The organism is Hymenobacter properus (genome assembly GCF_015694735.1).
Classification (GTDB): Bacteria; Bacteroidota; Bacteroidia; order Cytophagales; family Hymenobacteraceae; genus Hymenobacter; species Hymenobacter properus.
In genome coordinates, this window is record NZ_JADQDP010000003.1 from 108456 (window position 1) to 122707 (window position 14252).

A 14252-nucleotide genomic window follows, 5' to 3' on the forward strand; every position below is an offset into this window, starting at 1 on the left:
TTTGAAATCAGGAAGGCTGGGGCGCTTTAAGCTGAGGCCGCTTTTTGCATGAGATATTTTTCAACCGTGGCGGGGCTACTGGGGCTGGCGCTATTGACTAGCTGTTCGTCGACGCCGGATTTTACGCCCAAGCCCAAGGGCTACAACCGCATCGATTTGCCCGCGCACCGCTACCAGGAGCTACCGGGCGGGCACCCGTATTCGTTTGAGTATTCAAAAGAAGCGGTGATAAAGCGCGACTCCTCTTATATGGCGCAGCCGCACTGGCTGAACGTGTACTACCCCAAGCTGCACGCCAACGTGCAGATTACTTACATGGACGTGCAGCGTGACCGGCGCCTCTATAATAAGATGATGGAGGACGCGCGCAAGCTTACGGGCAAGCACGAAATCAAGGCCACGGCCATTGATGAACGCATTTTGCGCACGCCGAGCGGCATGAAGGCGTCGGTGTTTGAACTGCAGGGTGAGGTGCCAAGCCAGTTTCAGTTTTACACCACCGACAGCACCAAGCACTTCCTGCGCGGCGCGCTCTATTTCCGCACGGCCACGGCCAACGACTCGCTGGCCCCGGTGATTGAGTACGTGAAGACGGACATGGTGCGGATGCTGAATACGCTTAAGTATAAAAATTGAGCCATAAGCTTTCAGCCACAAGCTGCAAGCTTATCCCCATAACTATCCAGCCGAAAGCTTGCAGCTTGTAGCTGACGGCTTGTAGCTAATCAATGAGTAATTTTTTTAACACCCGGCTGGAGTTTTTGCGCTCGGTGGGCAGCCTGCAGCGGGCGCAGCTGCTGGGCAAAGAGCTGAACCTGTTTACTTACGGGGACCTGATTCAGCGCTACCCCTTTCGGTACCTTGACCGGACGCAGGTGTACAAGGTGGCCGACCTCCACGATGACCTCTCCTATGTGCAGGTGCGCGGCGTGCTGCGCGGCAAGGAACTGGTGGGCGAAGGTCCCAAGCAGCGCCTGACGGCCAAGGTGGGCGACGGCACCGGCGAGCTTGAACTGGTATGGTTCAAAGGCATTAAGTGGGTGCAGCAGGTGGCCAAAAACAACCAGGAGTACATTGTTTTCGGCAAGCCCACGATGTTCAACGGCCGGCCACAGATGGCGCACCCGGAGCTGGAGGAGGTGAGCGAGAACAAGCCTGGCCAGAGCTTTTTGCAGCCGGTTTATAACACGTCGGAGAAGCTTAAGAACTACCACCGCATCGACAGCAAGGCCATTATGCGGATGGTGGCGGAGCTGCTGAAACTGGCGCAGCCGCACATTCAGGAGTCATTGTCGCCGGCCCTGATTGAGCATTACGGACTGATGCCCAAGGCGCAGGCCCTGCAGCAGATACACTTTCCGCAGAGCCCCGAGCTGCTGGCAGCGGCCAAGTTCCGGCTGAAGTTCGAGGAGCTGTTTTTTGTGCAGCTCAAGCTGCTGCGGCAGCGCGACCAGCGCAAGGTGACGCTGGCCGGGCAGATTTTCAAGGAAGTGCCCACGTTGGTCGACTTCTACAAAAACCACCTCACCTTCGACCTGACCGGCGCGCAGAAGCGGGTTATACACGACATTTACAAGGACTTCTGCGCGGGCAAGCAGATGAACCGGCTGTTACAGGGCGACGTGGGTTCGGGCAAAACCATCGTGGCTTTTATCTCAATGCTGATGGCGGCCGACAACGGGGCGCAAAGCTGCCTGATGGCGCCCACCGAAATTCTGGCCGACCAACACTACGTGGGCCTGAAGGTGTACGCCGATGCGCTGGGCATCAAGATTGGCAAACTCACGGGCAGCACCCGCCCTGCCGAGCGCCGCGTGCTGCACGAAGAACTGCGCAACGGCACCATGCACATGCTGGTGGGCACCCACGCCCTACTGGAAGACGTGGTGCAGTTCCGCAACCTGGGCCTCACCATCATGGACGAGCAGCACCGCTTTGGGGTGGCGCAACGCTCGAAGCTGTGGCAGAAAAACCCGCACGTCATCCCGCACGTGCTGGTGATGACGGCCACGCCCATTCCGCGCACGCTGGCCATGACCTTGTATGGCGACTTGGACGTGAGCGTGATTGACGAGCTGCCGGCCGGCCGCAAGCCCATCGTGACGGTGCACCGCTTCGATGCCAACCGCTTGAAAGTGTTCGAGTTTATCCGAGACCAGGTGAAGATTGGGCGGCAGGTGTACATCGTGTACCCGCTGATTGAGGAGTCGGAAACGATGGACTATAAGGACCTGACCGACGGCTACGAGAGCGTGGCACGGGCCTTTCCAGAGATGCAAATCAGCATCGTGCACGGGCGCATGAAGGCCGAGGAAAAGGACTACGAGATGCAGCGCTTCCTCAAGCGCGAGACGCAGATAATGGTGGCCACTACCGTGATTGAGGTGGGCGTGAACGTGCCCAACGCCTCGGTGATGGTGATAGAATCGGCTGAGCGGTTTGGGCTCTCGCAGCTGCACCAGCTGCGCGGGCGCGTGGGCCGCGGCGCCGACCAGAGCTACTGCATCCTGATGACGGGCTTCAAGCTCAGTAAGGATGCCCGCACTCGCCTTGAAACGATGGTACGCACCAACAACGGCTTCGAAATTGCCGACATCGACCTGAAGCTGCGCGGCCCGGGCGACCTGATGGGCACCCAGCAAAGCGGCGTACTCGACCTGCTGATTGCCGACCTGGCCAAAGACGGCCGCATTCTGAGCGAAAGCCGGGCTGCCGCCCAGGCCCTGCTGGCCGAAGACCCGAACCTGACCCATCCCGAAAATGCCAACATCCGGCGGCACATTGAGAGCTTACCGGCTACGGCCGTGAATTGGAGCCGAATCAGCTAAAGAAGATATTTCTTAACGGGAGTAGGCCAAAAAAAAACGACTTGGTTAAAGTCGTTGGAATGTTCCGATTAGAACAACTCGGTTATCAGGCCGCTGCCGCTCTGCTGGCGTTGCGGCGGGGTCTGCTCCTGGGTTGGTTTCACAGGTTCGGAAGTAAGCACTTGGTGCACCAATACAACCGAAGTATCAGTGTGGCCCTGGAACGTGTTGGATTGAGCGGCCGTGGCGGGTAGAGTCGTTTTAGCAAACTTACCGCCAATGATGAGGGCCGATAAGAGCGAGAACTTGAGAAGTGATTTCATAATATCTATATATAACGGCCGGATTCAAAGATAATGAAGTACCACGTTTTATTGCAGCAGTACACCAAAACTTTATGGCCCAGCCGATTGGGAGCCAAAAGCAAAAATGAGGGTAGAGAAGCACTGGAAAAGGGCCTTCGCTTAAGACCAATCGACCAGCACAAAGTAAACGGCTCCCCTGTACGAGGGTGACGGAAATAGTGTTATGGTTCGGCTAACTTTTTCTTATCGCCACCTTACGTATGAGGGGCAAATCGTGGGAAATAGGGCTAAGAACGAGTGGAATGGCTACTTTTGACTGGCCAGTGAAGCTAAATTTTTTATTTATGATTCAATCACACGCAAAAATACTACTGCGGCGGGTATGCCTGTTGGGCACCATGGGCTGGGCGCTGGCCGCCGCGCCGGCTTGGGCGCAAAAAGTAAAGTCGACCCCGTTTAGCTACCTACCCGAGCAGGGTACCGACCGCTACGACATGCGGGTGCCGCGCAAGACCCTGCCCCTGGCCGACGGCTCAGGCTTTGTGATTCTGGCCCACCAGAGCGCAGGCGGCTACGCCGTGGAGCGCTACGACGCCGACCTGAAAAAGCAGTGGAGTACGACCATTCCGGTATCGCCCGGCGAAACACTGGAAGCTTTCGGAAGGGGCGACAAGCAAGCGCTGGTGGTGTTGCACCACAAAGACGACGCCGGCCAGAACCTGGCCGTGGTGGCCGTGAACCTGCAGAGCGGCCAGCGCAGCCCCGCCAAAGTGGTGATGAGCGCCAGCCCGCGCGACCGGCGCCCCGGCGTATCCATCTCGCCCGACGGCAGCCGGCTGCTGGCTTTCCGCTACCTCACCTACGGGCAACAGGTGAAGAGCATTGCGGCCACGCTGTTTGACCAGAACGTGCTGCAGCTGGAAGAAAAAGCTTACGATTTCCGCGACATCGGCGACTTTTTTTCGCCGGCCGTGCACGTAGCCAACGACGGCACACAGTACGTGACCTTGGTGAGCGACGGCATGAAGAAGCTGACCGTGCGCCGCTACCTGCCCGGCGCTAACAAGGAAGTGAAGGTGCTGGGCGTGCCGGTGGGCGGCGTGTTTGGCGGCCGCGCCGTGACCGTGCGCGACACTAAGTTCACGGTGCTGAACGATGGCAGCCTCTACGCCGCCGCGCTGTGCGCCGACTACCAAACCGGCGAGTACTACAGCCTGAAGGTGGTGAAGTACGATTTCAGCGGCAACGGCGACATGAAATTCTCGCCGGAGTTCCGCTTCACGCCGGCTTACCTGGCCGAGGTGAGCAAGGCCAGCGGCGTGGATGTGAAGCGGCTGGACGATGTGTACCTCGGCGACTTGCTGCTCACGGCCGAAAAGCAACTGGTGGTGGTGGCCGAAAAGCACTACGAGGAAGGCGGCAGCGAGACGCCGGTGCACGCCCGCGAGCTGCACCTGTTTGGCTACAACGAATTTGGTGCGCCCACTTGGCACAGCCTCGTGGCCAAAGACCAGGTGGCCCCGGCCGTGGACGCCTACACCGGCATCGGCTACCGGGCAGCGGTGTTTGGCAACACCGTGCAGCTGCTCACGCTGGAAACGCTGGACAAAAAATCAGACCTCTACCTGCGCCGGGTGAATGCCCAAACCGGCGTGGTGAGCGCGCCCGAACGCCTCAAGCTGAACGTGGCCGATGACCGGCAGCTGGCCTACGTGAAAGATTTCACCGCCTGGCTAAGCGAGAAAACCATTGTGGGCGTGAGCCGGCCGAGCAAAAAATCGGCCGCGCTGCAGCTGGAGAAAATTGTGGTCAAGTAGCACGATTAATTTACTGATTAACACACCACTCAATTAGTTAGCCCAGTAACAAAATCAGCTTCGGGTTCCGGCAACGCTCCCTACATCGATGTGGCCACGAATTCCGGGCGGTGGGCTTTGTGCCGAGTGTCAGCGCTAACAGCACCGCGGTGCAGGGCTACCGTTGTTGATGCGCCAGAACTGGCCGTCGCCACACCCAGCTGCCCCGCAGGTTCTATGTGCTACACTTCCCAATGGGAGGCAAAACCCAACACATAAAGCTGGTAAAAGAGTAGGATAACGCATCAGTACCATTCATAAAAAAGGCCATTCCTCTGTCAGGAATGGCCTTTTTTACATTCGTGCGTTACAGCTTACTCAACCGCCAGCCGTTGGCTGACTACCTGGCTGCCCGCCGCCACGCGCAGGGTATAGAGGCCCGGCGCCACGCCCGACAAATCGAGCGAAGCATGGGTTTCTGCGCCTACCAGCGGCACGGTGAGGGTGCGCACCTGTTGGCCCAAGCCATTTAGAAGCAGCAGGCGGGCCTGGGCAGCGCCAGGTACAGCCGGCAGCACTAAGCTGGCGGCGCGGTGGGCCGGGTTAGGGTACAATTCCACGGCACCGCTGCCGAAGCCATACAGCACGCCCAGCACGCCCCGAAACGAATAGGTGATGGGCGCCCCGGCCGTGTAGCTAACGGTGGTGCCAGTGCCGCAGGTGCTCGTGACTTGAATAGTATAGGTGCGGCCGGGCACGAGGCCAGTGATAGTAATGGGTGAGGCGTTAGAAATTACCCAGCGTGATGAGTCGCCAGGCACGTAGTAGGTCACGGTGAAACTGGTGTTGTTGGCGCCGGACGTGAAGCTAACCGAGGCTGTGGTGGCGCTGGTGGCCGTCACTACCACGTTGCTGACCGCGCCGCACACAACCGGCAAAGACGGCGTGCGGAAGGTGAAGCGCGCCGGCGTCGAAGTGGCGCCGTTGCAGTTGCTGAAGATGCGCACTGCGTAAGACGTATTGGGCAGCAGGCCGTTGATTGATGCAGGCGAGCCCGACACCGTCTGCGTGATGGCGTTTACGCTGTCGCCCACGGCGTAGTACACCACGCGGTAGCTGCTGCTCGTGCCCGTGAAGGCGATGGAAGCCGATGTGGTGGTCAATGACGCAATGCGCAAGCCCGTTGGGGCGGCACAGCCCGCGGGGGTACCGCCGGCCGTCTGGAACCGCACCCAAGGCGAGCTTGTGGTGTAGCCGCCCGCGCAGTTGCTCATCACCGATACCCAGTGCAAGCGCCCTGCCACCAGCCCCGTCAGCGTCACGGGCGAAGTGGTGGTATTGATGCTGGTGATGCCCGCCGCCGTGCTGTCGATGGAGAAAAACCGTACCGTGTAGCTGACAGCCGAAACCGAAGGCATGAAGCTGACCACCGCGCCAGTATTCGTCACGTTGGAAACCGCAACGTTGGTGGGTGGGGCACAAGTTTGCGCCTGCGCACTTGGCGCCTGCCAGCCCAGCGCCGCTACCAGCATCACTAGGAAGAGAGTAAAAGTTTTCATAAACACGAAATGGAAAGATGGGAAAATAAAACCGGGCCGCTGCCTTGTTCTCTATCAGACCAGACGAGCCGAGGGAAAGCTTCTCCAAATACTCTATATTTTTCAAAAATTTTATATAGATGCTTTTACCAATACACAGTCAGAAAAAGGGCCACTCCTGAAATCAGGAGCGGCCTTTACTTTTACTTATTCCACTACTTACTCGACCACCAAACGTTGGCTGGCAGACTGACTGCCCGCTAGTATTTGCACCGTGTAGAGGCCCGGCGCGATGCCATCCAAGTGGAGTTGCACACGGGTTTCTCCGGCGTGGGCTGTCGGCACTTTGGTTGTTCGCACTGGCTGCCCAAGGGCGTTGATGAGCAAGACCTGCGCATGCTCCGCACCAGCCACCGCGGGCAACACAAGCGTAGCGGTGTGATGTACCGGGTTGGGGTAGATGGCCATTGTGCCCCCACCCAGGGAGGGCTGCGTGGCCAATACACCTCTAAAGTTGAACGTGGTATTGGTGTTGCCGCTGTAAGTATATGTACCGCCACTGGAGCCGCAAGTACTGGTCACCTGCACGGTATACGTCCGGCCGGGAATCAAGCCGGTCAGGACGACCGAAGTCCCATTGGAGTAAGTTCGATGCGTCGAATCGCCCGGCGCAGACCAACTGATGCTGTATTGGGTATTGCCATTGCCCGGCGTATAGTTTACAGTGGCTGTTGAGCTGCTGGTAGCAGTTACGGTTACATTGGTTACGGTGCCACAAACGCTTACGCTTGTAGTTCCAAAATTGCCAGAATAAACCGGGGTAAAGCCGCCCGTTGCGCAGTTTCCAGCTATTTCGTAGTAGTACCTCGTGCCGGGCAAAAGCCCCGTCAGCGTCACCGGCGAACCGGTAACTATCACGCTCGGAGAGGCCGTGGTTCCTGACGCGGCCGTGTGGTACCACACCTGGTAGCTGCTTATTCCTGGCAGCGGCGTGAAGTTAAGCGTGGCGGAAGTGGGCGTAAGCGCGGAGGCACTAACGTTGCCAAGGTAGCCGCAATTGCCAACCGGGCCAAGCGTTGAAAACCCAAAAGCAGCCATCGGCGAACTACTGCCACTGCCGCAATGTGCGACAATGGTGGCCGTATACCGGGTACCCGGTAGCATGTCGGTAAATGTTACCGGAGAACCAGTAATGGTAAATGTTTGGCCGAAGCGGCCTGCGGTATAGCACTCCGCCGTGTAGGAGGTAGCGCCCGCTACGGGCGCAAAGCTAAAAGTGGCCGAAGTAGCTGTGAAAACCGGAATTCCGGTGTAACTGACCGCGGTTCCGCACTGAGCCTGAGCAGCGAGTTGCGTCCCCAGCAGGGCAGTTATCAACCAGCAAAGAAGTGTACCGATGTTTTTCATAGCATTGATTAGGTATATGGGTTAACCCAATGGGGCAAAAGACGAACCAACAGGCAAGCAGGAAACTGTATTTTTCTTTCTAGACCAATTCAGATGGCCAAAGGCTGCTCTTGCCGTTTACATCTATGAAAAAAGGCCGCTCCTGCACTCAGGAGCGGCCTTTTATAATCGGCTACAAAATTCGTAAAATCCAAAAAACCGAACGAAACGAAGTTCAGCGCAGCTAATCCGTGGTCTAGAAAGCGTACTCGTTTGCCTCAATCAGCTTGGCAGCGATGCGGCGGCGCGACTCCTTCACGTTGATGAGTTCGGTTTTGGTGAAGCGCTTGAGGCCCATGAGCAGCAGGCGCTGCTCGTCGCCCTCGGCCATGCTGCCGATGGCGTCTTTGCCGGCTTTCTCCACGAGGTCCACGGCGTCGGCTAGGTACACGCGGGCGATGTCGGCTTGCAGGGCCAGGGCTTCTTCGCCTTTGGCAGCGGCTTCCTTCTCCACACGCAGTAGGGTGCTTTCGGCGATGTAGGTTTTAATGGCCATGTCGGCGATATTCATCAGCAGCTCCTGCTCCTTGGCCAGGGTGGCAGTGAACTTCTGCACGGCCGAGCCGGCCACCATCAGCACTGCCTTTTTCAGGTTGGCAATGGTCTTGTATTCCTTGCTGAACAGGCCGGTTTCTTCGTCCTGGCTCAGGCTCGGGATGCTCATCAGTTCCTGCTGCACGGCCTGGGCCGGACCCATCAGGTCGATTTCGCCCTTCAGGCCCTTCTTCAGAATCATGTCAACGGCCAGCAGGCGGTTGATTTCGTTGGTGCCCTCAAAAATGCGGTTGATACGCGAGTCGCGGTAGGCGCGGTCCATGGGATAGTCGGCCGAGAAGCCGTAGCCGCCGTAAATCTGCACGCCTTCGTCGGTCACGTAGTCAAGTACTTCCGAGCCTTCCACTTTCAGGATGGCGCACTCCACGGCAAACTCGCGGGCGGCGCCCAGCAGGGCCTCGTTAGCGCCTTTGCCCTCGGCCATGAGCTGCTGCTCCATGCGGTAGATGTCGGCCCCGGCGCGGTAGATGCCCGATTCAACGGCGTAGATGCGGATGGCCTGCTCGGCCAGCTTGTGCCGGATGGCGCCGAACTTCGAAATCGGCAGCTTGAACTGCACCCGCTCGTTGGCGTACTTCACGCTCAGCGTGGAGGCCATTTTGGTGGCGCCCAGGCAGGCAGCGGCCAGCTTGATGCGGCCGATGTTCAGCACGTTGAAGGCGATGAGGTGGCCTTTGCCAATCTCGCCCAGCACGTTCTCCTTGGGCACTAGCGCATCGGCAAAGAATACTTGACGCGTGCTGCTTCCCTTGATGCCCATCTTATGCTCCTCGTTGCCGAGGCTCAAGCCGGGCGTGTTTTTCTCCACGATGAAGCCGGTGAACTTGTCACCGTCAATCTGGGCAAACACGATGAACACGTCGGCAAAGCCAGCGTTGGTAATCCACATTTTCTGGCCATTCAGCACGTAGTGGGTGCCTTCGGCATTCAGTACGGCCTTGGTCTTCGCGCCCAGCGCGTCAGACCCCGAGCCGGGCTCGGTGAGACAGTAGGCGCCCATTAGCTCGCCGCTGGTGAGGCCGGGCAGGTACTTGGCCTTCTGCTCGTCGTTGCCGAAGTACAGAATGGGCAGCATGGCGATGCCCGTGTGCGCCGCAAACGCCACCGGGAACGAGTGGCCGCCGCCCACGCCTTCAGTCACGCGCAGGGCCGTGGTGAAGTCCATGTCGAGCCCGCCATACTGCTCCGGAATGCTCACGCCGAACAAGCCGAGCTGGCCGGCCTTCTCCATCAGGCCGCGCATGAGACCCCCCTCGTGGTTGTCGAGACGGTCGAGCAGCGGCTGCACCTCGGCCTGCACGAAGTCGAGGCAGGTTTGGTGCATGTAGTTCTGCTCCTCGGTGAAGTCGGCCGGCGTGAAAACGGTTTGCGCGTCGGTCGGCTTGATAATGAATTCGCCGCCCTTGAGGCTGGCTTGCTGCGTGGTTTCCATGTCGGGGAGGGTGGGTGTGAAGTTGAAAAGTATTAGGCTAGCCTACTATTTTGAGAAACAACGGGCCGGCAGTTTTAGTGTTGCAAGATAAGAAAAAATGTTAGGCGTGCCGAGTATTTAATAAAAAGAAAACCCCGAATGAGCGGGGTTTTCTTTTGCACATTATGTGTTCTTAGGAGAAGAATCGGTGAAAGGATGGAGTCGTTATCCCTTCAGCAGACACGAGCATCATTATAAACCAAGCATCTGTGAGCCCACCTTCTAATCCAGTTTCTGCAATTGTCATTTGGCTTACTTCAAATCGTGCAAGAAGCCAATCAGTCAATAGCTTTTGCTCTGTAGCTGTAACAGCTTTACGATTCAAAAGCGAAACCAAGTAAAAATCACTAGGTTCTCCACCCAACCCCAGTTTGTTCGATTCAGTGAAATCAATCAAGTCACTGAAGAAAACCTGGCATTGCAGAGTCGACAGTTCTGGCTTTAGCTCAACTCGAAAGTGCCAAGCAAGCTCTTGGAATTCACCCATTCGGGCTGCTTTAAGCTGTTCCTGAGTGAATTCCATTTGAGGTTACAAGACAGCGCTACTTCAGCAGTTCGTAGATGCCGGCAACGCCCTGGCCGCCGCCTACGCAGGCCGTAACCATGCCGTACTTCTTGCCGCGCTCGCGCAGCTCGTCGAAGAGCTGGATGCTGAGCTTGGCGCCGGAGCAGCCCAGCGGGTGGCCCAGGGCAATGGCGCCGCCGTTCACGTTTAGCTTCTCGGGGTCAATGCCCAACTCGCGCACCACGGCGATGGACTGCGAGGCGAAGGCTTCGTTCAGCTCAATCAGGTCGATGTCGTCTAGCTTGAGGCCGGCTTGCTTGAGGACTTTCGGCACGGCCTTGATGGGGCCCATGCCCATAATGCGCGGGTCCACGCCTTCGGAGGCGTAGTTCACCATGCGGGCCACGGGCTCCAGGTTCAGCTCCTTCACCATGCGCTCCGACATCACCAGCACGAAAGCGGCGCCGTCGGAGGTTTGGGAGGAATTGCCGGCGGTTACGGTGCCGTTGGCGGCAAACACGGGGCGCAGCTTGGCGAGGGCTTCAATCGAGGTATCGGCACGGGGACCTTCGTCGGTATCCACCACGTAGGAGCGGTTTTTTTTCTTGCCGGTGGCTTGGTCGAGGTAGGTTTCCTCTACCGTGATGGGCACGATTTGCTTCTTGAACTTGCCGCCTTCGATAGCCTTGATGGCCTTCTGGTGCGAGTTGTAGGAGAATTCGTCTTGGTCCTGGCGGCTGATTTTGTAGTCGTTGGCCACGGCTTCGGCGGTGAGGCCCATGCCCATGTAGTAGTCGGGGTGCTGCATGGCCAGCTTGTAGTTGGGCACGGTTTTCCAGCCCACGGTGGGCACCATGCTCATGCTCTCGGTGCCGCCCGCGATGATGCAGTCGGCCATGCCGGCCGAGATTTTGCCCACGGCCATGGCAATGGTTTCGACGCCGGAGCCGCAGTAGCGATTCACGATGAGGCCGGGCACGTTGATGGGCAGGGCCAGCAGCGAAATCAGACGGCCCATTTGCAGGCCCTGCTCGGCCTCCGGCACCGCATTGCCCACGATGACGTCGTCAATGCGCGTGGGGTCGAGGGCGGGCACTTCGGCCACGAGGTGTTTGATAACGGCCGCGGCGAGGTCGTCGGGCCGGGTGAAGCGGAAGCCGCCGCGCGGGGCTTTGCCCACGGCCGTGCGGTAGCCGGCTACGATATATGCTTGTTGAGACATGGTATGTTGATTGTCATCCTAAGCGTAGCGAAGGACCTTATCACGCCTGCGCTACTGAGGTTTAAACCGCTAACAAAGGCTGCCGTGATAAGATGCTTCCTTCGTCAGCATGACAAATAATTAGTTACGCAGCGGCTTGCCCGTCGTCAGAATTGACTGAATCCGTTCCAGCGTCTTGCGCTCGCCGCAGAGGCTCAGGAACGCCTCGCGCTCCAAATCCAGCAGGTACTGCTCGCTCACTTCGGTGGGCGACGACAGGTCGCCGCCGCACATCACGTAGGCCAACTTGTCGGCAATGAGTTGGTCGTGGGTCGAGATGTAGTTGCCCTGCTGCATGGCGTACACGCCGGTTTTGAACATGGCCAGCGCGCCTTTGCCGTGTACCTTGATGTTGGTTTTCTGGGTGGGCTGGGTGTAGCCGGCGTCGGCCAGTTCCAGCGCGGCGGCTTTGGCCTGGGCGATGACGCGGTTCGAGTTCACCACGATTTCGTCGCCCCGGCGCAGGAAGCCCAAGTCCATGGCCTCGGCGGCTGAGGTCGAAACCTTGGCCGTGCTGATGGTCATGTAGGTGTTGCGCAGCAGGTTGAATTCGGGCTCGCCTTCTTCGTATTTAGCGGCCGTGCGCAGGGTCATTTCCTTGGTGCCGCCGCCGCCGGGAATCAGGCCCACGCCGAACTCCACGAGGCCAATGTAGGATTCGGCGGCTGCTACCACACGGTCGCAGTGCAGGTTCAGTTCACAGCCGCCGCCCAGCGTGAGGCCGTGCGGGGTGCCTACCACCGGGATGCTGCTGTAACGCATCCGCATCATGGCCTGCTGGAACTGCTGAATCATCAGGTTCAACTCGTCGAACTCCTGCTCAAGCGCCTGCATGTACACGAGGCCCAGGTTGGCGCCGGCCGAGAAGTTCGGCGCGTCGTTGCCCACCACAAGGCCGCGGTAGCCAGCTTCGGCCATCTCCACGCCCTTCAGCAGGCCCTGAATCACGTCGGTGCCCAGCGAGTTCATCTTGGAGTGGAACTCCACGTTCAGGATGCCGTCGCCGAGGTCGATAACCGACGCGCCGGCGTTTTTCCACAGCACCTTGCCACTGGCCCGCAGGTTGTCGAGAATGATGAAATTCTCCACGCCCGGAATGGCCTGGTAGGTTTTGGAAGCCTGGTCGTAGAACTTGCGCACGCCGTCTTCCACCTTGTAAAAGGTCGAATTGCCCGCGGCCAGCATTTCTTCCACCCACGGGGCCACGGTGCGGCCGGCCGCTTTGGCGAGGTCCACGCCGGCCTGCACGCCCAGCGCGTCCCAGGTTTCAAACGGGCCCAGCTCCCAGCCGAAGCCGGCGCGCAGGGCGTCATCAATCTTATAGAGTTGGTCCGAGATTTCCGGTACGCGGTTGCTTACGTAGGCAAACAGCCCGCCGAAGCTCAGGCGGTAAAACTCACCGGCCTTATCCTTGCCGCCCACCAGCACCTTGAACCGGTCGGCCAGCTTCTCGATGGATTTGGTCATTTCCAGCGTGGCAAATTTCACCTTCTGGCTCGGCTTGTATTCCAGGGTGTTGAGGTCCAGCGCGTGGATTTCCGACTTGCCGCCCTCCCCTTTCACTTTCTTGTAGAAGCCCTGACCAGTTTTGTCGCCCAGCCACTTGCTTTCGCCCATCTTCTGCACGAAATCGGGCAGTACGAATACGTCCTTGGCCTCGTCATTGGGCAGGCCCTGGGCCAGGCCGTTGGCCACGTTGATGGTCGTGTCCAGGCCCACCACGTCGGAAGTGCGCAGCGTGGCCGACTTCGCGTGGCCAATCACCGGGCCGGTCAGTTTGTCGGTTTCCTCCACGGTCAAACCCAGCTTCTGCATGGTTTGCATGGCGTCAAGCAGGGCCCACACGCCTACACGGTTAGCAATGAAGCCGGGCGTGTCCTTGGCCAGCACTACGGTTTTGCCCAGGTACAGGTCGCCGTAATGTTGCAGGAAATCCAGCACGTCCGGCTTGGTGTCGGCAGTCGGGATTATTTCCAGCAGCTTCAGATAGCGCGGCGGGTTGAAGAAGTGCGTGCCCGCGAAGTGCTGCTTGAAATCCTCCGAGCGGCCCTCGGCCAGCAGGTGAATCGGGATGCCCGAGGTGTTGCTGGTGATGAGCGTGCCCTTCTTGCGGAACTGCTCCACCCGCTCGTAAAGACTCTTTTTGATATCAAGGCGCTCGATTACGACCTCAATCGTCCAGTCGCAGCCGGCAATGTCCTTGAGGTTGTCGTCGAAGTTGCCGGTCTTGATTTTGGCGGCGTCGGCCTTGCGGTAGAGCGGCGAGGGGTTGGCAACGATTGCAGCCTGTAGCGCGGCATTCACAATGCGGTTGCGCACGGCCGGGGCTTCCAGCTTCAGGCCTTTTTTCTCTTCGTCGGGCGTCAGCTCCTTGGGCGCGATGTCGAGCAGCAGCACCTGCACGCCGATGTTGGCGAAGTGGCAGGCAATGCGCGAGCCCATGACGCCGGAGCCGAGCACGGCCACTTTCTTGATGGTTCTATTCATCCTCTTTCTCTTTTGGGGTGGTGAGGTGGGTTGGGTTATGAATAAAAAGAACGTCATGCTGAGCACAGCCGAAGCATCTCG

General features: G+C 58.7%; 10 protein-coding genes. 3 read left to right on the plus strand and 7 right to left on the minus strand.

Annotation, left to right across the window (positions count from 1 at the left end; all coding sequences use genetic code 11):
• Nucleotides 1-48 precede the first annotated feature (48 nt).
• Nucleotides 49-636, plus strand: a complete 588-nt coding sequence (gene gldD, locus I2I01_RS12470; protein WP_196286818.1) for a gliding motility lipoprotein GldD — start codon at nucleotides 49-51, stop codon at nucleotides 634-636.
• A 92-nt stretch (nucleotides 637-728) separates the two neighbouring features.
• The gene (recG, locus tag I2I01_RS12475; RefSeq protein WP_196286819.1) at nucleotides 729-2828 is read left to right on the plus strand and encodes an ATP-dependent DNA helicase RecG; all 2100 of its coding nucleotides are present in this window, start codon (nucleotides 729-731) and stop codon (nucleotides 2826-2828) included.
• A 68-nt stretch (nucleotides 2829-2896) separates the two neighbouring features.
• Here the strand turns inward: recG and I2I01_RS12480 are convergent, their stop codons facing one another.
• Nucleotides 2897-3130 carry a hypothetical protein gene (locus I2I01_RS12480; RefSeq protein ID WP_196286820.1) on the minus strand — a complete coding sequence of 78 codons (234 nt, stop codon included), beginning with the start codon at nucleotides 3128-3130 and terminating at the stop codon, nucleotides 2897-2899.
• A 326-nt stretch (nucleotides 3131-3456) separates the two neighbouring features.
• On the opposite strand from I2I01_RS12480, the gene I2I01_RS12485 reads away from it, so the two are divergent.
• Nucleotides 3457-4929, plus strand: coding sequence for a hypothetical protein (locus tag I2I01_RS12485; RefSeq protein ID WP_196286821.1), 1473 nt, complete (start codon nucleotides 3457-3459; stop codon nucleotides 4927-4929).
• 353 nt (nucleotides 4930-5282) lie between these two features.
• Here I2I01_RS12485 and I2I01_RS12490 read toward each other — a convergent pair whose 3' ends face one another.
• The 6 genes from I2I01_RS12490 to I2I01_RS12515 all read right to left on the minus strand — a co-directional run bounded on the left by I2I01_RS12490 (nucleotide 5283) and on the right by I2I01_RS12515 (nucleotide 14171).
• Nucleotides 5283-6467: a fibronectin type III domain-containing protein gene (locus I2I01_RS12490; protein ID WP_196286822.1), complete on the minus strand. Its 1185-nt coding sequence runs from the start codon at nucleotides 6465-6467 to the stop codon at nucleotides 5283-5285.
• A gap of 198 nt (nucleotides 6468-6665) precedes the next feature.
• The gene (locus tag I2I01_RS12495) at nucleotides 6666-7853 is read right to left on the minus strand and encodes a fibronectin type III domain-containing protein (protein WP_196286823.1); all 1188 of its coding nucleotides are present in this window, start codon (nucleotides 7851-7853) and stop codon (nucleotides 6666-6668) included.
• 235 nt (nucleotides 7854-8088) lie between these two features.
• The gene (locus I2I01_RS12500; RefSeq protein ID WP_196286824.1) at nucleotides 8089-9879 is read right to left on the minus strand and encodes an acyl-CoA dehydrogenase family protein; all 1791 of its coding nucleotides are present in this window, start codon (nucleotides 9877-9879) and stop codon (nucleotides 8089-8091) included.
• A 172-nt stretch (nucleotides 9880-10051) separates the two neighbouring features.
• The gene (locus I2I01_RS12505) at nucleotides 10052-10441 is read right to left on the minus strand and encodes a 50S ribosome-binding protein YggL (RefSeq protein WP_196286825.1); all 390 of its coding nucleotides are present in this window, start codon (nucleotides 10439-10441) and stop codon (nucleotides 10052-10054) included.
• A 19-nt stretch (nucleotides 10442-10460) separates the two neighbouring features.
• Nucleotides 10461-11645, minus strand: coding sequence for an acetyl-CoA C-acyltransferase (locus I2I01_RS12510; protein WP_196286826.1), 1185 nt, complete (start codon nucleotides 11643-11645; stop codon nucleotides 10461-10463).
• A gap of 120 nt (nucleotides 11646-11765) precedes the next feature.
• A complete protein-coding gene (locus I2I01_RS12515; protein ID WP_196286827.1) occupies nucleotides 11766-14171 on the minus strand; it encodes a 3-hydroxyacyl-CoA dehydrogenase/enoyl-CoA hydratase family protein in 2406 nt (801 codons plus the stop codon).
• Nucleotides 14172-14252 lie beyond the last annotated feature (81 nt).